Origin of the sequence: Streptomyces cirratus, from assembly GCF_014650775.1 — a bacterium.
GTDB lineage: Bacteria > Actinomycetota > Actinomycetes > Streptomycetales > Streptomycetaceae > Streptomyces > Streptomyces cirratus.
Window position 1 is genome coordinate 240,050 of the sequence record NZ_BMVP01000002.1, and the last position, 20,536, is coordinate 260,585.

Here is a 20,536-nt window from a genome sequence, read left to right on the forward strand (position 1 = left end):
TTCGTGTTCCGGGAGGGGCCTCAGTGGCGCCGGCGGCGGGAGGCGACGGTGACCGAGGCGAGGGCCAGGAGGGCGAGGGTGGCGGCGGCGAGGCCGGGGGTGAGGCCCCTGGGGGAGAAGGTGCAGGAGACCTTCGTGGTGCCGGGGGTCACCTGGAGGGAGACCAGGCCGTGGAAGGGGCGGAGCGGGGCGGAGCACTGCCAGCCCGGGACGCCGGTCATCGCGAAGACGGCGGTGCCGGTGGCGCCCTGGGGGAGGGTGGCCTCGATGGTGTGCCCCTGCGCGGTGACCTTCGTGGCGCCGGTGGCGGTGAGGTGGCGCACCGCCGCGTCGAGGCCGGTCCGGTCCAGGCAGCCGATGGGGTGGGAGCCGGCCGTGGCGTTCGCGGTGCGGGTGGCCACGGTGACGTCGAGGCGGCCGGAGGCGGGGACCGTGCCGATCGGGACGACCCCGCTCATGCGGTCCTGGAGGGGGCGGGAGAGCGAGCCCTGCGAGAGGGAGCCGAAGAGCTCGGGGGAGTACCAGTACGCCTCGGAGCCGGGCGCGCACTGGGCCGCGTAGGTCTGGGCGGTGGCGGTGCCGCCCCGCGTGACCTGCGGGACCTGGTAGACGGTGGCGCCCAGGACGTTCTCCTGGCGGGCGTAGACGCTGTCGGCGGGGTTGGGGGAGGCGTAGGGGCCGCTGCGGACCGTCACGAGGGGCGGGGCCGGGAACTTCGAGCCGGTCCAGCTGTTCTTCGTGGCGCCCGGCCGCACCCGCGCCCCGATCGAGAAGATCGCGTCGAGGACCGGGTTGTCGGCGCCGAAGAAGGTCCGGCCGTCGTTCTTGAAGCCGTAGCCGAGGGGCTCCAGCGCCTGGTACGTGGCCTCGGGGAGGTAGCTGCTGTAGTACTGCGGGCCCTCCGCGCGCAGGGCCAGGGCGTCGTTGTACGAGGTCTGCGGCGCGCCCGAGTCGGTCCGGTACGCGGGCCAGCCGTCGACGCCCCGGACGGCGTCGAAGTGGTGGCTGATCGACTCGTTCGAGGTGGCGGCCGGCGCCGCCCAGCGTTCGCGGGCCCGCCGGGTGTCGGCGTTGAGCGCGGCGGCGGTGGATTCGGCGAAGACGACGCCGACCATCAGGGCGGCCGCGACCGGGACGAGGTAGCGGCGCCTGTGGCCCAGGGAGAGCAGGACCAGCGCGAGCAGCGACAGGCCCCCGCCGCCGAGCACCGCCGGCCACGTCCAGCCGCCGAAGTCGTCGGTGTGGCGGAGCACGAAGGTGGCCAGCACCAGCAGGGCGGCCGACAGGGCGAGGTGCAGCGGGCGCGGGCGGTGGGCGAGCGCCAGCCAGGCGGCGATCACCACCATGCCGCTGAACACGAAGGCCTCGCGGTACGGGTTGCCGTTCGGGACCGCCAGGCCGTGCCACACGTACTGGGTCGGCGGGAACTGGAACGAGGCGAGGACCAGCAGGGCCGCCGCCGCCCACACCAGGCGGGTCCTGCGCGCGATCCGGGAGTCGAACAGGAACGCGCCCGCCAGGATCAGCCCCAGCGAGGCCACGTACAGCCGGGGCCGGCCGCCCCACAGGTGCGTGGCGGGGAGCATCCCGGACAGCAGGATCTCGATCCGGACCGGTTCGAAGGAGCCGGCCCGCGTCGGCTGCGCGGCGCCGCTCGACAGGAAGGACGGCAGCAGCAGGGGCAGGGTCAGGAGGATGCCCGTCACGGTGGCCGTGGCCGCCCGCCACACGGCGCGCAGCCGCTCGGAGCCGGTCATCTCGCGGGTGGCGAGCCGGACGGCCAGCAGCACGCAGGCGGCCATCGTGGCCATCATCGCGGTGTAGAAGTTCCCGAACCAGGCGAGCGCGACGAACAGCGCGACCCCGGGCCAGCGCCGCTGCTCCAGGCACCACTCGACGGCGATGCCGAGCAGCGGAAGCGCGACCAGCCCCCACAGCCACATCGGGATGTAGGAGGCGTCGCTCAGCGCCCACCCGCACAGCCCGTACGTCGCCCCGAGCACGCCCCGCTGCCACCAGGGGCCGGGGTGCAGCTTGCCGAGGTACACCGTCATCACGGCGGCCGCGGCGCCCATCGTCAGCGGCGTGACCGCGAAGACGGCCAAATCGACGTGGGCGCGGGGCACGAGGACGGCGAGCCAGGAGAACGGGTTGCCGAGGTAGGTGTAGTAGTCGGACAGGAACTGCTGGCCGAAGCCGCCGCGCCAGCTGAACAGCAGGTCGCCGGCGGCCTGCCCGTGCACCAGGTCCCACAGGGCGCGGTGGAAGGGCACGTACTGGTTGGCCTGGTCGTTGAGGGCGCGGCCGGTGTTCCCGAAGGGGAAGCTGCCGCGGGCCACCCAGGCCGCGCAGAACGCGCCCGAGGTGATGAGGAAGGCGAGCAGGGGGCCGCGCAGGCGGCCGAGGCGGCGCCGGGCCGCCGCGGGCCGCCGCCGGGCGGGAGCTTCCTGCGTGGTGGGCTCCGAGGCCACGGTTCCCAATGCGCTGCTCCCTGCTGATCGACTTCGCCGGGTGGCGGTTTGTCCGGCTCGTCAGTCTAGGGCGGCGCGGGGAGCGCGCGGCCACTTACCACATGCGTGCGGGTTCCGCACGTCCGAGCCGGTGCGGGAGGGCGGTGGGGCCCCGGATCCCGTGCGCCGCCTGGCCTGCGGGTCTGTGGGGGAGGGGGCCTTCCGGCGGCCGCCGGGCTTTTGTTTTGACCGGAGTGGATGCGGTAGGTACGCTCAGACCTTGTGCCTGGGGTGTGCCTGGGCTCCCGTGCGTGTCCACCAACCGCATAAGAGCCGTATCAGCCACCGCGATCCATGTGTCTTCGTTTGCGCGGAGCTCCACCGGATCCGACACACCCGACCGCGTGGGTCGGCAACGTTCCAGGTTAGCTTCACTACACGGCACACAGAAACCGGAGAAGTAGTGCCTACGATCCAGCAGCTGGTCCGTAAGGGCCGGCAGGACAAGGTCGAGAAGACAAAGACCCCCGCGCTTGAGGCTTCGCCCCAGCGTCGCGGCGTCTGCACGCGTGTGTTCACGACCACCCCGAAGAAGCCGAACTCGGCGCTCCGTAAGGTCGCGCGTGTGCGTCTGACCTCCGGCATCGAGGTCACCGCTTACATTCCGGGTGAGGGACACAACCTGCAGGAGCACTCGATCGTGCTCGTGCGTGGTGGCCGTGTGAAGGACCTGCCGGGTGTTCGTTACAAGATCATCCGCGGTGCGCTTGACACCCAGGCTGTCAAGAACCGCAAGCAGGCCCGCAGCCGCTACGGCGCCAAGAAGGAGAAGTAAGAATGCCTCGTAAGGGCCCCGCCCCGAAGCGCCCGGTCATCATCGACCCGGTCTACGCATCTCCTCTGGTGACGTCGCTCATCAACAAGATCCTCCTGAACGGCAAGCGCTCCACCGCCGAGCGCATCGTCTACGGCGCCATGGAAGGCCTCCGCGAGAAGACCGGCAACGACCCGGTCATCACGCTGAAGCGCGCGCTGGAGAACGTCAAGCCGTCCCTCGAGGTCAAGTCCCGCCGTGTCGGTGGCGCGACCTACCAGGTTCCGGTCGAGGTCAAGCCGGGTCGCCAGTCGACCCTCGCGCTGCGCTGGCTCGTGGGTTACTCCCGCGCCCGCCGCGAGAAGACCATGACCGAGCGCCTCATGAACGAGCTGCTCGACGCCTCCAACGGTCTTGGCGCTGCCGTCAAGAAGCGCGAGGACACGCACAAGATGGCCGAGTCCAACAAGGCCTTCGCGCACTACCGCTGGTAGTCCCACCCCACATCGAGACCGAGAGAAGACCGAAGCCTTATGGCTACCACTTCGCTTGACCTGGCCAAGGTCCGCAACATCGGGATCATGGCCCACATCGACGCGGGCAAGACGACCACCACCGAGCGCATCCTGTTCTACACCGGTGTGTCGTACAAGATCGGTGAGGTCCACGACGGCGCTGCCACGATGGACTGGATGGAGCAGGAGCAGGAGCGTGGTATCACCATCACGTCCGCCGCGACGACCTGCCACTGGCCTCTTGACGAGGTCGACCACACCATCAACATCATCGACACCCCGGGTCACGTCGACTTCACCGTAGAGGTGGAGCGTTCGCTCCGCGTCCTCGACGGTGCCGTCACCGTCTTCGACGGTGTCGCCGGTGTGGAGCCGCAGTCCGAGACGGTCTGGCGTCAGGCCGACCGTTACGGCGTGCCGCGCATCTGCTTCGTCAACAAGCTGGACCGTACCGGCGCCGAGTTCCACCGCTGCGTGGACATGATCGTGGACCGCCTCGGCGCGACCCCGATCGTCATGCAGCTGCCCATCGGCTCCGAGATGGACTTCCAGGGCGTTGTCGACCTGGTCCGCATGAAGGCTCTTGTGTGGTCCGCCGAGGCCTCCAAGGGCGAGATGTACGACGTCGTCGACATCCCCGCCTCGCACACCGAGGCCGCCGAGGAATGGCGCGCCAAGCTGGTCGAGACGGTCGCCGAGAACGACGAGCAGATGATGGAACTGTTCCTGGAGGGCACCGAGCCCACCGAGGAGCAGCTCTACGCCGCCGTCCGTCGTATCACCATCGCGTCCGGCAAGGGCGGCGACACCACCGTCACCCCCGTGTTCTGCGGCACCGCGTTCAAGAACAAGGGCGTCCAGCCCCTGCTCGACGCCGTCGTGCGCTACCTTCCCTCCCCCCTGGACGTCGAGGCCATCGAAGGCCACGACGTCAAGGACGCGGAGGTCGTCGTCAAGCGCAAGCCGGCCGACTCCGAGCCGCTGTCGGCCCTCGCGTTCAAGATCGCGAGCGACCCGCACCTCGGCAAGCTCACCTTCGTCCGGATCTACTCCGGTCGCCTGGAGGCCGGCACCGCGGTGCTGAACTCCGTCAAGGGCAAGAAGGAGCGCATCGGCAAGATCTACCGCATGCACGCGAACAAGCGTGAGGAGATCGAGTCGGTGGGCGCCGGTGACATCGTCGCCGTCATGGGCCTCAAGCAGACCACCACCGGTGAGACGCTGTGCGACGAGAAGGCCCCGGTCATCCTGGAGTCCATGGACTTCCCGGCCCCGGTCATCCAGGTCGCCATCGAGCCCAAGTCCAAGGGTGACCAGGAGAAGCTGGGTGTTGCCATCCAGCGTCTCGCGGAGGAGGACCCCTCCTTCCAGGTTCACTCGGACGAGGAGACCGGCCAGACCATCATCGGTGGTATGGGCGAGCTCCACCTCGACATCCTCGTCGACCGCATGCGTCGCGAGTTCAAGGTCGAGGCGAACGTCGGCAAGCCGCAGGTGGCCTACCGCGAGACGATCCGCAAGTCCGTCGAGCGTCACGACTACACCCACAAGAAGCAGACCGGTGGTACCGGTCAGTTCGCGAAGGTGCAGATCGCGATCGAGCCCATCGAGGGCGGCGAGGCGGCTTACGAGTTCGTCAACAAGGTCACCGGTGGACGTATCCCGCGTGAGTACATCCCGTCGGTGGACGCCGGTGCCCAGGAAGCCATGAAGTTCGGCATCCTCGCCGGCTACGAGATGACTGGCGTCCGCGTCATTCTTCTCGACGGTGGTTACCACGAGGTCGACTCCTCCGAACTCGCGTTCAAGATCGCCGGTTCGCAGGCCTTCAAGGAGGCCGCGCGCAAGGCTTCTCCCGTGCTCCTTGAGCCGATGATGGCCGTTGAGGTCACCACGCCCGAGGACTACATGGGTGAGGTCATCGGCGACATCAACTCTCGTCGTGGCCAGATCCAGGCCATGGACGAGCGTCACGGTGCTCGCATCGTGAAGGGCCTCGTGCCGCTTTCGGAGATGTTCGGCTACGTCGGAGACCTCCGCAGCAAGACCTCGGGTCGCGCCAGCTACTCGATGCAGTTCGACTCCTACGCCGAGGTTCCCCGGAACGTCGCTGAGGAGATCATCGCGAAGGCCAAGGGCGAGTAACTCTTCGGAGTACACGCTTTAGGCTTGTCACCGGTACCTCTGGGGCAACAGGAGCAACCCGCTCCTGTTGCCCGGGGGGACTGGCATCCCAGCAAAGATCACCTGGCGCCGATCTGTAAGGCGTACCAGAACCACTCTCCAGGAGGACCCCCGTGGCGAAGGCGAAGTTCGAGCGGACTAAGCCGCACGTCAACATCGGCACCATCGGTCACATTGACCACGGTAAGACGACCCTCACGGCCGCCATTACCAAGGTGCTGCACGACGCGTACCCGGACCTGAACGAGGCCTCGGCCTTCGACCAGATCGACAAGGCTCCTGAGGAGCGCCAGCGCGGTATCACCATCTCCATCGCGCACGTCGAGTACCAGACCGAGGCGCGTCACTACGCCCACGTCGACTGCCCGGGTCACGCGGACTACATCAAGAACATGATCACCGGTGCCGCGCAGATGGACGGTGCCATCCTCGTGGTCGCCGCCACCGACGGCCCGATGCCGCAGACCAAGGAGCACGTGCTCCTGGCCCGCCAGGTCGGCGTCCCCTACATCGTCGTCGCCCTGAACAAGGCCGACATGGTGGACGACGAGGAGATCCTGGAGCTCGTCGAGCTCGAGGTCCGTGAGCTGCTCTCCGAGTACGACTTCCCGGGCGACGACCTTCCGGTCGTCCAGGTCTCCGCGCTCAAGGCGCTCGAGGGCGACAAGGAGTGGGGCGAGAAGCTCCTCGGCCTCATGAAGGCCGTGGACGAGTCGATCCCGACCCCGCCGCGCGACACCGACAAGCCCTTCCTGATGCCGGTCGAGGACGTCTTCACGATCACCGGTCGCGGTACGGTCGTCACCGGCCGTATCGAGCGTGGTGTCCTGAAGGTCAACGAGACCGTCGACATCATCGGTATCAAGGAAGAGAAGACCACCACCACGGTCACCGGTATCGAGATGTTCCGCAAGCTCCTCGACGAGGGCCAGGCCGGTGAGAACGTCGGTCTGCTCCTCCGTGGCATCAAGCGCGAGGACGTCGAGCGCGGTCAGGTCATCATCAAGCCCGGTTCGGTCACGCCGCACACCGAGTTCGAGGCCGCCGCGTACATCCTGTCGAAGGACGAGGGTGGCCGTCACACCCCGTTCTTCAACAACTACCGCCCGCAGTTCTACTTCCGTACCACGGACGTGACGGGCGTTGTGACCCTGCCTGAGGGCACCGAGATGGTCATGCCCGGTGACAACACCGACATGACGGTCAACCTCATCCAGCCGGTCGCGATGGAAGAGGGCCTGAAGTTCGCCATCCGTGAGGGTGGTCGTACGGTGGGCGCCGGCCAGGTCACCAAGATCACGAAGTAATTCGTGTTCTGACCTGGTAGCTCGCGCGAGCGGGCACCACGTTTGACAGAAGGGCCCCTTGCCCACCGCCTCGGCGGTGGGGGAGGGGCCTTTTGTCGTTGCCCGCGGGGCGTTGCCGGCTGCTGTGCGGGGCCCGGCCGGGTGCGTACGCGGCGCCCGCTCCGGTGTCTACGCGGCGCCCGCCTCCGCGCGGCACTCCCCGCACAGGCCCGGCTCCCGGGACCGGAAGGCGAGGCCGCAGGTCTCGTCCTCGCAGGTCTGGAAGGGGTCCGGCGGTACGTGGGCGGCCGGGCGGGGTAGGTGTGCCAGGGTCGGCGGCAACTGGGCGGTGAGCCGGTACGCCACCAGTCCGGCCGGGTTGCGGGGCTGCGGCGGCAGGTTGGCCGTGAGGGCGGCGGTGATGCCGCCGGGGCGGGCGCCGCGCTCCAGCCAGGCCTCGACGGCGGGGGCGAGGCACTCGATGTCCTGCCGGCCGAGCAGGAGACGGGAGTCGAGGCGGCGCAGGTCCGTCAGGACGGTGACGGCCGCCTCGTGTCGCCAGGGGTTGTCGGGGTTCCGGGGCCGGGGGAGGGACCCGCCGGGAGTCCGTGGGGTGGCGGGCGGCTGCGGGGCGACGGCCTCCGGCGAGACGGCGGCCGGGGTGGTCGCGGGAGGGGCTTCCGCGGCGGGGTGCGCGGCGCGGCTCGGGGCGGGGCTCGGGTGCGGGTCCGGGCCGGGGTGCGGGCTGGCGCGCGGGTCGGGGTGCGGGTCGCTCTCCACGCACCCGGGGCGGTTGTAGGACACGGTGCGGGTGATCACCTGCCCGCCGGGCAGCCGTACGCGGGTCCGGGCGAGGTACCCGTGCACCTCCAGCTCGCGCAGCGCGCGGGCGATCCGGTGCTCGCTCTCGGGGAAGCGGGCGGCGAGGTCCTTGATGCCGATGCGGGCGCCGGCCGGCAGCGACTGGATGTGGAGCGCCAGGCCGATCGCGACGAGGGACAGCTCGGCGTGCTGGGCGAGGTGGTTGCCGACCACGGTGAAGCGGCGGGTGTGCCGCACGTTGACGTGGATGACACCTGATCGGGGGGCATCGCCGCGATTGCGCCCGGAGGCGAGCACGACGGGGTTAGGCTTCTGGGTATCCATCGGGAAGGTGTTCGCTTCCTGGCTGGCCAGGCCCCCGCCGGGATTGCGAGTCCCGTCGGGGGCCGACGTATGTCTGGAGTTGTCGCGCCGAGCATATGCCCGGCGGCCCCCTCGAAAGCCAGCCAGGTTGTCCCGATTCACCCATCCGAGCGACGCCCCCCGGGCGGGAGGCTGGAGGGGTCTGGCGAGGTTCTTTCGCTTCCCGAGTACTTACCCCATAGCGCTAACCCCACCACCCCCCGGCCCCCCGCATCGCGGCCCCTGCGACGCGGTGGCGCCGGTTGCTGAGCGTAAGGCGCTTACGAAGACGGAAGAAGGCGAAGATGCGCCTACCGTCCACGCTTTGCACGCAGAAACGTGTTCACGTCGTCCTGGATGTAAGAAGAAATCTCTCCCAGAGACGAGAGAACGTGTTCCACCTCTCGCACCAGTTCAGGATGTGCTGCCCAGGTCGCCGGGGCGCGTGTCAGTACTGCGGACAAGAGGTCATCGTCGTAGAAGCCGCCCGCCGCCTGATGGGGGGCTGTCTCTGCCAAGAGGTTCAACGAAAGTGGCAGTAGCCACGGGATTCCGACGTCCTGACCGATCAGTCGGGCCAGCTCGGTGGCGTTCAAGGTGCCAATCGGCCGGCGGCGCAGCGCATGCACAGCCTTGACCAGTCCCGTGGCGCTGGGGGGTGGATCACCCCAGATTTGTCCGTCCAACTGCTCCAGTGACCGGCTGAGATCGGGTCGATCACTCATTTTTTGCGTGCCCCATTCATTATCTGTGCCCGATGGAATGAAGAAACCCATTGAGTCTGTCGAGTGTCTCGATGGTTTCCTTCCTTTTTGCGACCAGTACTTCAAGCCCGCGGTCTGTCAGTGTGTCCGGAAGATTTTGGATCTCTCTTTCGAGAGTCCTCCGGACGTTGTCCAGTCCGTTTCTGGCATTCTTCAAATCTGCGATGTGGTCGAACGGCGTCCCGTCTGCCTTTCGTGCCACCACTTCGCCGTTGGCTTCACGTCGTGCCGCGTCGTAGTGATTGTGATTCGGCTGAGAATTGATGTCGCCGACGGGATCTGCCTTGATGTTCTCCAGTTTTTGGATCGCGCGCTGGGCATCATTGCTCAGTCCCAGTTTGGGACAGCCGTCCGGAGCCAGGCCCAGGGGGTCGGACCAGGTGTGGGGGTTGTGGACGTAGGTCGCCGGGTTGGGGGCCGGGGAGAGGCCCAGGGGGTCCGGGGTGAGGTAGCGGGCGGTTTCGGGGTCGTAGGTGCGGAAGAGGTTGTGGTGGAAGCCGGACTCGGGGTCGTAGTACTGGCCCGGGAAACGGAGCGGGGTGTAGGCCGTCGCGTCGCGGTTCCAGGTGGTGGTGCCCCACAGGGTGGTGCGGGTGCGCCAGGCCGGGGTGCCGTCCTCGGTGAGGAGCTCGGTCGGGGTGCCGACGAGGTCGGTGACGATGGCGAAGAAGCGGTCGTCCACCGTGGCGTCGTCGATGTGCTCGGACTGCGTCAGCGGGTGCAGGCCCTGGTGGGTCCAGGTGAGGGTGACCGGGCCGGTGGTCTGTTCGCAGAGGGTGGCGCCGTCCCAGGTGAAGGTGGTCTCCTCCACCACCGCGCCCCCGGCGGTGACGCGTCGTTTCGCCGTGCGGCGGCCCAGGGGGTCGTAGCGGTACTGCCAGCGCGTGCCGTCCGGGGTGGTGACCGCCGACAGCTGGTCCTCCGCGTTCCACTCGTAGCGCCAGGTCTCCGCCTTGCGGGACAGGCGGGCCTTGCGGCGCACGGTCACCCGGCCCAGCGCGTCATGTTCGTAGCGGACCGCCCCCGCGCGGGTGATGCGGGTGCCCGTGTACGAGCGGCCGCCCTGCGCGTCGGCGCCCGGGTGGCGGTCCGGCCAGGTGGCGTGGGTCTGGTTGCCCGCCTCGTCGTAGGCGTACCGCTCCGACCACGATCCGGCGTCCACCGCCGTCACGCGGGCGGCCGCGTCGAGGGTGAACGTCCGCGGACCGGTCAGGGAGTCGTCCATCCCGGTGAGGTAGCCGTCCGCGCGGTAGCTGTAGCCCCGCCGCTGGAGGGTACGGCCGTCCTGGCCGACGACCGTCCGGGAGGCGAGCCGGCCCAGGGGGTCGTACTCGTGGGTGAGGGAGAGCGCGGGGCCCAGGCTGCGAGTGAGTTCCTGCCCGGCGGCGTCGCGCTCGAAGGTGATCGTGCGGCCGGCTGTCGTCAGGGACGTGCGGTGGCCGGCCGCGTCGTACGTCCAGTGGGATTCGGCGCCGCTGGGCGTGGTGCGGGTCGTGCGGCGGCCCAGGGCGTCGTAGGCGTACGTGAGCGTGCGGCCTTCGACCGTCTCCGCGAGGACGCGGCCGGTCCCGTCCCGGAGCCAGGTGATCGAGGACTCCGGCGAGACCATCGAGGTCAGGCGGTCGGAGCCGTCGTAGCCGTACGTCGTCGGGCCCGAGGGCGTGGCCTTGCTCGTGATCTGCCCGAGCGCGTTGCGGGTGTAGGTGGTGCACGCGCCCAGTGCGTCGGTGCGGGCCGTGAGGGCGCCCGCCGCGTCGTACTCGTAGGTGAGGGTGCGGCCGTCGAAGTCCGTCTCCGCGGACAGTGCGCCCGTGGGGGAGTACGTGTAACTCCACCTCAGACCCTGCGGGTTGGTGACCGAGGTGAGGCGCAGTTCCGTGTCGTGGCCGAACGTGTGGCGCGCGCCGTCCGGCCCGGTGCGGGCGGTGAGGAGGTCGAAGTCGCCGTACTCGTTGACCGTCACCCCGCCCGCGGCGTCCGTGTGCGTCAGGCAGTTGCCCTCCCCGTCGTACGTCCAGGACTCCGACGTGCCGTCAGGGTGCACGCGTCGGAGCAGGCGGCCCTCGGTGCTCCAGGCCAGGCGGGTCGTGCGGCCCAGCGGGTCGGTGATCGTGAGCGGGCGGCCGAAGGCGTCGCGGGTGTACGACGTCGTCGCGCCCAGGGGGTTGGTAGCCGAGACGAGCAGACCGGCCCGGTCGAAGACGTACGCGCTCGTGTGCCCCAGGGCGTCCGTCACCGCGCACAGGTGGCCGCGCGTGTCGTAGGCGAAGCGCGTGGTGGCGCCGGAGGGGTCGGTGGTCGAGGTGCGGTTGCCCCGGTCGTCGTACGTGTGGGTCGTCGTCGTGCCGTCCGCCGACACGAGCTCCACCGGCAGGCCGAGGGCGTCGTACCGCGCCCGCGAGACCTTGCCGTCCGGGCGGGTCACCGACGTCAGGTGGCCGGCCTCGTCATAGGTCAGGCGGGTCGTGCGGCCCAGCGGATCGGTACGGGAGAGCAGGCGGCCGTAGCGGTCGTACGCGAAACGCGTGCTCGCCCCGGCCGGGTCGATCTCGGCGACGACCTGCGCCCGGTCGTCGGTCACGTACCTCGTGCGGTGGCCCAGGGAGTCCGTGAGGGTCGTGACGCCGTCCTCGTACGAGAACCGGATGTTCAGGTGGCCCTTCGTACCGGACTGGGCGATGCAGCGGTGCCGCTCGTCGTAGACGTAGTCGAAGCGCCGGTCGTTGGTGTCGGTCCAGGAGGTGATCCGGCCGAGTGCGTCGTACCCGAAGCGCAGGGGGGTGCCGCAGGAGTCGGTGACCTCCGTGAGGTGGCCGTCCGTGTAGCCGTAGCGCAGGACTTCGGTCCCGTCCGCCAGGGCCAGGCTGGTTATCCGGCCGTCCGAGGAGGTCAGGCGCAGCTCGTGGCCGCCGCTGTGGGAGATCGAGAGGGGGGCGCGCGTCGTGTCGTCGTACGTGTACGCGATCCAGGCGCCGTTGCGGTCGTCCAGCTGGGTGAGGACGCCGTCCTCCGCGAAATGGCGTACGTGCCCCGATGCGGGATCGGTGACCGTGTAGCCGCCGTCCGGGTCGAGCGTCATCGGCCAGCGCCGGCCGTGGGAGGGGAAGACGGGAGGGCCGGCCTGCTCCGGGTGCGGGTAGGCCAGCAGGCTTCCGTCCTCGCAGACGAGGATGACGCCCTCGGCGTCGGTCTCCAGGCGCTGGTCGACGGTCGACGCCCAGGTGGGGCCGAACCACCGGCCCGAGCGGTACGAGGACTCGAAGGTCCGGGTGAAGACGAGCGGGAAGGAGCCCGGCAGGACGAGGTCCGTCTGCGGCAGCAGCATCCGGCCGGTCGCCACGTCGACCGGGTCGCCCTCACAGGGGACGTTCCTCTTCTCGCGGGCGCCGGGCCCCTCGTTGCCGTTGAGCGACTCACGGGTCGAGGGCGTGTGTTCGGCCGCCGGTCCCTTCGGAAGCCTGGGCGGCTCGGGCAGTTTGCCGTTCGCCAGCCGGCTCAGGAAGGAGGCCTTGCGGAGCGTGCCGGTGACGGCGCCCGCCCCCTTCGACCCGGCGGCCTCGCCATAGATCTTGCCGAGGGCTTCGTCGGGGTCCTTCACGAACTGCTCGTACATCAGGGAAGCGGCTCCGACGGGGTCGTTCGCCATCGTCAGCGTGCCGACGCCCAAGCCGCTGAGCCGCATCTTGTACTCGGTCGGATGCATGCGGTTGTAGGGATCCAGGGGGTCGACCGCACGGAAGAAGTCGACCGTGCCCGCCAGTCCCTTGATGAACCCCCCGCCCTGGTGCTCCAGCCCGAGGCCGCGGATGACCCCTTCGTAGACCAGCTGCTTGGCCACGGACGGCAGGGGCGGCGCGGCGTCCCGCGCCTTCGTCAGCGCTCGGACCGCCGTTCGTGCGGCCTCGTCGCGCTGGTGGCGCGCCTCGGCCAGCTTCTCCCGCGCCGCCTTGATGCCGTCCGCGCCGGGGTCGGTGAAGCCCGTCGGGCGGGGCGGCAGCGGGTCCTGCTTGCTGCGGATCGCCGCGTTGTAGGTCTCGACCCGCTCGTTGTAGGCGTCGCGGGCCGCCTGCGACGCCTTGACGGCGGTCGTGTACTCGTCCAACGCCTCCTTGGCGCGGCCCTGCGCCCACTCCACCGTGTCCGCGAACCGGGTCAGGGCGCCCGCCGCCGTCTCGAAGGCGTCCGCGGCCTTGAACCACTTCGGCGGCTGCTTCTGCGCGAGCACCCGGAAGCCCTCGGCGGCCGCGCCCTTTATGCCGTCCTCGTCGAGCCCTTTGAGGCCCTCGCCCGTCTTGTCGAAGGCTGCCTGGAAGTCCGCCAGGTGTGAGGCGGTCGCCCGGAGCTTGGACGGGCTGCCGTGTACGAGCTTCTTCGGGTCGTCGGTGTGGCCCAGCTCGGCTTCGTCGACCTCCGCGCCGAGCCGGTTGGCGACCTTGTCGGCGCCGTCCCGTACGACATCGGCGGCCTGGTGGAGCCCTGCCTTGTCGAGCCCGGCGCCCGCCTTGTCGCCCACCCATTCGACGCCGTCGCCGACGGCCTTCGCACCGGCGTGCAGCCACCCCTGCAGGTCGCGCCCCATCAGCGCTCACCTTGCTGCGGGGCGTCGGGCTCGGCCTGGCGCGCCTGTTCCCGGACGAGGGCGAGGGCCGCCGGGTCCAGCTGACCGAGATCAGCCGCCCCGTCGAGCAGCCGGGCGCCGTAGCCCTTGGTCACCGCGTCCCGCTTGGCCTGTTCCCACTGTTGCCGGAACTCGTCGCGCGCCTTCTGGGCCTCTTCGGGGGTCTCCTGGCGGAACGGTGCCTTGATCTCGTCCCAGGAGGTCTTCTCGGCCGTGTCCTCGTCGGCGTGCGGATTGCCGATGACGGAGTTGGCCGCGACCTTGAACGTGCCCCTGCGGTACTCGTCCTCCTCCCAGATCATCCCCGCCGAGATGTGCAGCGCGGCCGTCAGCCCGCTGACCTCCTCGACGAGGGCGCGCACTCCCCAGTCCCAGCGCGTGCACAGGTCCTGGAAGACGGCGGTGACGTCCGGGTGGCCGGCCTCCATGCCGGTCAGCGTGAGCTTTTCCAGGCCCGCGCCCACCGTCGCGCCGGCGTCCGGGGCGAACTCGCGGAGTTCGGCGATCGCCCCGCGTAGTCCGTCCGTGATGTTTTTGACGGCGACCGGGTCCATCTCCAGGTCTTTGCCGTTGTCGGCGTTCAAGATCCACCCCCATGGTTCGGGCCAGGTTAAGCGCGGCCTCGAACATGGCGGTGGCAGGTGGCATGGATTTGGCCAGGGGCGGAAAACGGCTGGTCCGGGGGGTGTGAGAGGCTCCACAGCGCATGGTGTGGACATATCAAGGGGGAGTCGTGGGGAGCAGCGAGGGCGCCGGTGGGTCCGGCGTCTCCGACGAGGAGTGGGCGCGGTTCGTGCGGGAGGCCGGGGGCGGGGCGGGGGAGGCGCCGAAGGAGCCTTCGGCGCGGGCGCGGATGGTGACCGAGCGGCTGCGGCGGGAGGACGAGGAGCGGGCAGCGCGGGAGCGGGGCTGGAAGGGGCGCAAGGCCCGCAAGGCCCGGCAGGCCGCCGAGCCGGCCGGGTGGCGGACCGGGCCGGCCTGGCAGGAGCGGGAGGGCCGCGGGAAGGGCAAGCGGCGGCTCAAGGCGACCGCGGCCGTCGTGTTCATCGCCGCGCTCGCAGTGGTGGCCGTGCGGCCGGAGCTGGTGATCGACCGGCTCACCGGCAAGACCGAGGCCAGGAAGAACGCCCGGGGCGCCGCTCCGCTGCCCGGCGAGACCGCACGTCCGACGGCCGCGCCGTCACAGCAGTACCCGGACCGGCCGACCCTCGAGGAACCCTTCCGGGGCTCGCCGGCGCTCCAGTGGGCGGACGGCGCCGCCGGTATCGAGCTGCCCGGGGCGAAGGCCGTGGGCGGGCTGTCCGAGGAGCAGGTGGCGGACGCGATCGCGAAGACCGGCCGGCTGCTGGCGGCGGCCAATCTGGAGCCCGCCACCCTGCGCGGTGAGCGCCCGCAGGCGGCGCTGGACCTGCTGGACCCGGTCCAGGAGGACGGCCGCGGGCTGTTGGAGAAGGCTCTCGCCCGGCCTTCCAAGGACGCCGACCCGCTGTGGCTGTTCAGCCGTTTCGATCCGGCGCAGGCGCGGGTGCACGGTGACGTGGTCAAGACCCGCGGGCGCATGTGGTTCGACAGCACCCGCCCCGGTGAGGTGCTGGTGCACTCCGACTACACCTTCGTGTACCCGCTGGTGCAGGCCAGGGCCGGCGCGGACGAGGTGGCGCGCACCATCGTGCGGCGCGAGCTCACCGTGGCCCTGGCCGACCCCGCGCGCATAGAGGCGACCCCCGGCAAGCTGCAGATCGTGAGCTGGTCGGAATCGGCGGGCAACGACGACTGCTCCCGGGACGGGCAGGGCTATCTGCACCCGATGTTCCAGGCCGACCAGCGGGCACGGCCCTCGTCGGAGGCGTCGGGCCCGGTCACCGATCCGTACGACCGCAGCAAGGACGTGGCGGCGCTGCCGAAGGAGTGCGGGAGGGTCTCCCGCTCCTGAGCCGGGCCCCGCAAGGGTCCCCGTCGCGCGGCGGGTTTGACGTGTCCGCGCGGCGGGGTATTGTTCTGCGCCCGATTGGCGCAGTACGTGTCTCGTGTGGCAGACTACTCAAGTTGCTCGGTTGAGTGCCGATGCTGCGCGCCTCCCGCCGGGAGGACCGGAAGCGAGTCCCACAGTACTCGTCGCCTCTATCTGCCCCTCGGGGCAGCAATGGGGGCGGACGTACGGGAATCTTTCGGGAAGTGTCAGCACGGGGCCCACCAGGCGCCCGGTGGGTGTTTCTCCCCCGACTCGCGGTCTTGGGACCGCACCCCCTTGGACGAGGGAATTTCCGTATGGGAATTTTCTGTAGAGGGAGTGCGACACGCCCGACCGCGTGGGTCGGAGAGAAGCGGTGGAGAGATCCACAGCCGCCCGGGAGCCAGAGCGTTTCCACAACAGACAGGACTACGGAGTAGCCATGGCGGGACAGAAGATCCGCATCCGGCTCAAGGCCTACGACCACGAGGTCATCGACTCCTCGGCGAAGAAGATCGTCGAGACGGTGACGCGCACTGGTGCGTCGGTCGCGGGCCCGGTGCCGCTGCCCACTGAGAAGAACGTGTACTGCGTCATCAAGTCGCCGCACAAGTACAAGGACTCGCGCGAGCACTTCGAGATGCGCACGCACAAGCGCCTGATCGACATCCTCGACCCGACTCCCAAGACCGTTGACTCGCTGATGCGCCTGGACCTTCCGGCCGGCGTTGACATCGAGATCAAGCTCTGAGAGGCGTCGAGAAGATGGCAAAGCAGATCAAGGGCGTCCTGGGCGAGAAGCTCGGCATGACCCAGGTCTGGGACGAGAACAACCGTGTCGTCCCGGTGACCGTGGTCAAGGCCGGACCCTGCGTCGTTACCCAGGTCCGTACGAACGACATCGACGGCTACGAGTCGGTCCAGATCGCCTTCGGCGAGATCGACCCGCGCAAGGTGAACAAGCCCCTCAAGGGCCACTTCGCCAAGGCCGACGTGACCCCCCGCCGCCACCTGGTGGAGCTCCGCACCTCCGACGCCAGCGAGTACACGCTCGGCCAGGAGATCACTGCTGAGGTGTTCGAGTCCGGCGTCAAGGTTGACGTCACGGGCAACAGCAAGGGCAAGGGCTTCGCCGGTGTCATGAAGCGGCACAACTTCCGGGGCCTCGGCGCCGGTCACGGTGTGCAGCGCAAGCACCGCTCCCCCGGTTCGATCGGTGGCTGCGCCACCCCTGGGCGTGTCTTCAAGGGCATGCGCATGGCTGGTCGTATGGGCAACGAGCGCGTCACCACCCAGAACCTGACCATCCACGCGGTAGACGCGGAGAAGGGCCTGCTCCTCATCAAGGGCGCAGTCCCCGGTCCGAACGGCGGCCTCGTCCTGGTCCGTACCGCGGCCAAGGGGGCTTGAGGTTAATGAGCACCATTGACATCCTTTCGCCGGCAGGCGACAAGGCCGGTACCGTCGAGCTCCCCGCGGAGATCTTCGACGCGAAGACCAGCGTTCCGCTGATCCACCAGGTCGTCGTCGCACAGCTGGCCGCTGCCCGTCAGGGCACGCACAAGACCAAGACCCGTGGCGAAGTCCGTGGTGGTGGCCGCAAGCCGTACCGCCAGAAGGGCACCGGCCGCGCGCGTCAGGGTTCCACCCGCGCTCCGCAGTTCGCCGGCGGTGGCGTCGTCCACGGCCCGCAGCCGCGTGACTACTCGCAGCGGACCCCGAAGAAGATGAAGGTCGCCGCCCTCCGCGGTGCCCTCTCGGACCGCGCGCGTCACTCCCGCATCCACGTCGTCACCGGCGTGGTCGAGGGTGCCGCCTCCACGAAGGCCGCCAAGACGCTGTTCGGCAAGATCTCGGAGCGCAAGAACCTGCTCCTGGTCGTCGAGCGCGCCGACGAGGCCGCGTGGCTGTCCGCCCGCAACCTGCCCCAGGTTCACATCCTGGAGCCGGGCCAGCTGAACACGTACGACGTGATCGTCTCTGACGACGTGGTCTTCACCCAGGCCGCGCTCGAGTCCTTCGTGTCTGGCCCCAAGGCCGACGAGACCGAAGGGAGCGACGCCTGATGTCCGAGGCGACCGTTACCAGCAAGACCTTCACTGACCCGCGCGACCTGCTGATCAAGCCGGTTGTCTCGGAGAAGAGCTACGCGCTGCTGGACGAGAACAAGTACACGTTCATCGTCGCGCCTGGCGCCAACAAGACCCAGATCAAGCAGGCCGTCGAGGCGGTCTTCTCGGTCAAGGTCACCGGGGTCAACACGATCAACCGTCAGGGTAAGCGCAAGCGCACCAAGACCGGTTTCGGCAAGCGCGCCAACACCAAGCGCGCCATCGTGACCCTCGCTGAGGGCGACCGAATCGACATCTTCGGCGGCCAGGCCTCCTAACGGAGTCCTGAGTCGTCCGGAATCGGACGAGGACTGAGAAATGGGTATCCGCAAGTACAAGCCGACGACCCCGGGCCGTCGTGGCTCCAGCGTCGCCGACTTTGTCGAGATCACGCGGTCCACGCCGGAGAAGTCGCTGGTTCGCCCGCTGCACAGCAAGGGCGGCCGTAACAACACCGGTCGGATCACTGTTCGCCACCAGGGTGGTGGACACAAGCGCGCCTACCGCGTGATCGACTTCCGTCGTCACGACAAGGACGGCGTGCCGGCCAAGGTCGCGCACATCGAGTACGACCCCAACCGCACCGCGCGCATCGCGCTGCTGCACTACGCCGACGGCGAGAAGCGCTACATCATCGCGCCGCGCGGTCTGCAGCAGGGTGACCGGATTGAGAACGGCCCGACGGCCGACATCAAGCCGGGCAACAACCTGGCGCTGCGCAACATCCCGGTTGGTACGACCATCCACGCGATCGAGCTGCGTCCCGGCGGCGGTGCGAAGTTCGCCCGCTCCGCGGGTGCCTCGGTGCAGCTGCTGGCGAAGGAGGGCACCATGGCCCACCTCCGCATGCCGTCCGGTGAGATCCGTCTCGTCGACGCGCGCTGCCGCGCCACGGTCGGCGAGGTCGGCAACGCCGAGCAGTCGAACATCAACTGGGGCAAGGCCGGCCGCATGCGCTGGAAGGGCGTTCGCCCGTCCGTCCGCGGTGTCGCGATGAACCCGGTTGACCACCCGCACGGTGGTGGTGAGGGCAAGACCAGCGGTGGTCGCCACCCGGTCTCCCCGTGGGGTCAGAAGGAGGGTCGTACTCGCTCGCCGAAGAAGGCTTCGAGCAAGTACATCGTCCGCCGCCGCAAGACGAACAAGAAGCGCTAGGAGCGGGTTTAGATGCCGCGCAGTCTCAAGAAGGGACCCTTCGTCGACGGACACCTCATCAAGAAGGTGGACGCTCAGAACGAAGCTGGTACCAAGAACGTCATCAAGACCTGGTCCCGTCGCTCGATGATCATCCCGGCCATGCTGGGTCACACCATCGCGGTGCACAACGGCAAGACCCACGTCCCGGTGTTCGTCACCGAGTCGATGGTCGGCCACAAGCTCGGCGAGTTCTCGCCGACTCGCACCTTCCGCGGCCACGTCAAGGACGACCGGAAGTCGAAGCGCCGCTAAAGGCGGGGTGGTTACGACTATGACTTACACCGAAGGGACAACCATGGAAGCCAGGGCCCAGGCGCGGTACATCCGCGTCACGCCCATGAAGGCCCGCCGCGTGGTGGACCTTATCCGTGGCATGGATGCCACGGAGGCTCAGGCGGTCCTGCGTTTCGCCCCGCAGGCCGCGAGCGTGCCGGTCGGCAAGGTGCTTGACAGCGCCATTGCCAACGCCGCACACAACTACAACCACCCGGACGCTTCTTCGCTGTTCATCAGCGAGGCGTTCGTGGACGAGGGTCCGACCCTGAAGCGGTTCCGTCCGCGTGCCCAGGGCCGTGCCTACCGGATCCGCAAGCGGACCAGCCACATCACCGTGGTCGTCAGCAGCAAGGAAGGTTCCCGGTAATGGGCCAGAAGGTAAACCCGCACGGGTTCCGGCTCGGCATCACCACCGACTTCAAGTCGCGTTGGTACGCCGACAAGCTGTACAAGGACTACGTCAAGGAAGACGTCGCCATCCGTCGGATGATGACGTCCGGCATGGAGCGCGCCGGCATCTCGAAGGTTGAGATCGAGCGCACCCGTGACCGCGTGCGTGTGGACATCCACACCGCTCGTCCGGGCATCGTCATCGGCCGCCGTGGCGCCGAGGCCGACCGCATCCGCGGTGACCTCGAGAAGCTCACGGGCAAGCAGGTCCAGCTGAACATCCTCGAGGTCAAGAACCCCGAGCTCGATGCCCAGCTGGTCGCCCAGGCCGTTGCCGAGCAGCTCTCCTCCCGCGTCTCCTTCCGTCGTGCCATGCGCAAGAGCATGCAGGGCACGATGAAGGCCGGCGCCAAGGGCATCAAGATCCAGTGTGGCGGCCGTCTCGGCGGCGCCGAGATGTCCCGCTCCGAGTTCTACCGCGAGGGTCGTGTGCCGCTGCACACGCTGCGCGCGAACGTGGACTACGGCTTCTTCGAGGCCAAGACCACCTTCGGCCGTATCGGTGTGAAGGTCTGGATCTACAAGGGCGACGTCAAGAACATCGCCGAGGTTCGCGCCGAGAACGCTGCGGCCCGTGCGGGTAACCGCCCGGCCCGTGGTGCCGGCGCTGGCGACCGTCCCGCCGGCCGTGGTGGCCGTGGTGGCGAGCGCGGCGGCCGTGGTGGCCGCAAGCCGCAGCAGGCTGCTGGTGCCGAGGCCCCCAAGGCCGACGCCCCCGCCGCCGCTCCGGCCGAGAGCACCGGAACGGAGGCCTGA

The 20,536-nt window shown here is 69.2% G+C and carries 18 protein-coding genes; 13 read left to right on the forward strand and 5 right to left on the reverse strand.

The annotated features are described in order from the left end of the window. Nucleotides 1-20 precede the first annotated feature (20 nt). Nucleotides 21-2,471, reverse strand: coding sequence for a YfhO family protein (locus IE207_RS06005; RefSeq protein ID WP_190183589.1), 2,451 nt, complete (start codon nucleotides 2,469-2,471; stop codon nucleotides 21-23). Between the two features lie 442 nt (nucleotides 2,472-2,913). Between IE207_RS06005 and rpsL the strand changes: the two genes are divergently transcribed. The 4 genes from rpsL (at nucleotide 2,914) to tuf (ending at nucleotide 7,270) form a co-directional block, all read left to right on the forward strand. Continuing rightward, nucleotides 2,914-3,285, forward strand: coding sequence for a 30S ribosomal protein S12 (rpsL, locus tag IE207_RS06010; protein WP_007265893.1), 372 nt, complete (start codon nucleotides 2,914-2,916; stop codon nucleotides 3,283-3,285). A 2-nt stretch (nucleotides 3,286-3,287) separates the two neighbouring features. Further along, the gene (rpsG, locus tag IE207_RS06015) at nucleotides 3,288-3,758 is read left to right on the forward strand and encodes a 30S ribosomal protein S7 (protein WP_007265894.1); all 471 of its coding nucleotides are present in this window, start codon (nucleotides 3,288-3,290) and stop codon (nucleotides 3,756-3,758) included. 39 nt (nucleotides 3,759-3,797) lie between these two features. Then, entirely contained in the window at nucleotides 3,798-5,924 is a 2,127-nt protein-coding gene (gene fusA, locus IE207_RS06020) for an elongation factor G (protein ID WP_136213221.1), read from the forward strand. A 152-nt stretch (nucleotides 5,925-6,076) separates the two neighbouring features. After that, nucleotides 6,077-7,270: an elongation factor Tu gene (gene tuf / locus IE207_RS06025; protein ID WP_190182995.1), complete on the forward strand. Its 1,194-nt coding sequence runs from the start codon at nucleotides 6,077-6,079 to the stop codon at nucleotides 7,268-7,270. 168 nt (nucleotides 7,271-7,438) lie between these two features. Here the strand turns inward: tuf and IE207_RS06030 are convergent, their stop codons facing one another. From IE207_RS06030 to IE207_RS06045, 4 genes are all read right to left on the reverse strand, one after another. Next, entirely contained in the window at nucleotides 7,439-8,395 is a 957-nt protein-coding gene (locus IE207_RS06030) for a hypothetical protein (protein WP_190182996.1), read from the reverse strand. Between the two features lie 329 nt (nucleotides 8,396-8,724). After that, nucleotides 8,725-9,189, reverse strand: coding sequence for a contact-dependent growth inhibition system immunity protein (locus IE207_RS06035; protein ID WP_190182997.1), 465 nt, complete (start codon nucleotides 9,187-9,189; stop codon nucleotides 8,725-8,727). Beyond that, nucleotides 9,158-13,756, reverse strand: a complete 4,599-nt coding sequence (locus IE207_RS06040; protein WP_229873399.1) for a putative T7SS-secreted protein — start codon at nucleotides 13,754-13,756, stop codon at nucleotides 9,158-9,160. Before IE207_RS06040 ends, IE207_RS06035 begins: the two co-directional genes overlap by 32 nt. Then, nucleotides 13,756-14,379: a hypothetical protein gene (locus IE207_RS06045; protein ID WP_190182998.1), complete on the reverse strand. Its 624-nt coding sequence runs from the start codon at nucleotides 14,377-14,379 to the stop codon at nucleotides 13,756-13,758. The genes IE207_RS06040 and IE207_RS06045 overlap by 1 nt, the downstream gene beginning before the upstream one ends. A 149-nt stretch (nucleotides 14,380-14,528) precedes the next feature. Here IE207_RS06045 and IE207_RS06050 point away from each other — a divergent pair, with 149 nt between their 5' ends. The 9 genes from IE207_RS06050 (at nucleotide 14,529) to rpsC (ending at nucleotide 20,536) form a co-directional block, all read left to right on the forward strand. Further along, nucleotides 14,529-15,728 carry a hypothetical protein gene (locus IE207_RS06050; protein WP_229873403.1) on the forward strand — a complete coding sequence of 400 codons (1,200 nt, stop codon included), beginning with the start codon at nucleotides 14,529-14,531 and terminating at the stop codon, nucleotides 15,726-15,728. A gap of 460 nt (nucleotides 15,729-16,188) precedes the next feature. Further along, a complete protein-coding gene (rpsJ, locus tag IE207_RS06055) occupies nucleotides 16,189-16,497 on the forward strand; it encodes a 30S ribosomal protein S10 (protein ID WP_003948644.1) in 309 nt (102 codons plus the stop codon). Nucleotides 16,498-16,511: 14 nt separating this feature from the next. Continuing rightward, nucleotides 16,512-17,156 carry a 50S ribosomal protein L3 gene (gene rplC, locus IE207_RS06060; RefSeq protein ID WP_007265899.1) on the forward strand — a complete coding sequence of 215 codons (645 nt, stop codon included), beginning with the start codon at nucleotides 16,512-16,514 and terminating at the stop codon, nucleotides 17,154-17,156. Between the two features lie 5 nt (nucleotides 17,157-17,161). Next, a complete protein-coding gene (gene rplD, locus IE207_RS06065) occupies nucleotides 17,162-17,812 on the forward strand; it encodes a 50S ribosomal protein L4 (RefSeq protein WP_031152736.1) in 651 nt (216 codons plus the stop codon). Then, the gene (gene rplW, locus IE207_RS06070) at nucleotides 17,812-18,135 is read left to right on the forward strand and encodes a 50S ribosomal protein L23 (RefSeq protein ID WP_037792012.1); all 324 of its coding nucleotides are present in this window, start codon (nucleotides 17,812-17,814) and stop codon (nucleotides 18,133-18,135) included. Before rplD ends, rplW begins: the two co-directional genes overlap by 1 nt. 40 nt (nucleotides 18,136-18,175) lie before the next feature. After that, complete coding sequence (rplB, locus tag IE207_RS06075; RefSeq protein ID WP_136213227.1) at nucleotides 18,176-19,012, forward strand: 50S ribosomal protein L2; 837 nt, start codon at nucleotides 18,176-18,178, stop codon at nucleotides 19,010-19,012. 12 nt (nucleotides 19,013-19,024) lie between these two features. Next, a complete protein-coding gene (rpsS, locus tag IE207_RS06080; protein WP_043230274.1) occupies nucleotides 19,025-19,306 on the forward strand; it encodes a 30S ribosomal protein S19 in 282 nt (93 codons plus the stop codon). A 43-nt stretch (nucleotides 19,307-19,349) separates the two neighbouring features. Then, the gene (gene rplV, locus IE207_RS06085) at nucleotides 19,350-19,697 is read left to right on the forward strand and encodes a 50S ribosomal protein L22 (RefSeq protein ID WP_136213228.1); all 348 of its coding nucleotides are present in this window, start codon (nucleotides 19,350-19,352) and stop codon (nucleotides 19,695-19,697) included. After that, nucleotides 19,697-20,536 (forward strand): 30S ribosomal protein S3, encoded by an 840-nt coding sequence (gene rpsC / locus IE207_RS06090; protein ID WP_007265905.1) that lies wholly within the window; start codon nucleotides 19,697-19,699, stop codon nucleotides 20,534-20,536. Before rplV ends, rpsC begins: the two co-directional genes overlap by 1 nt.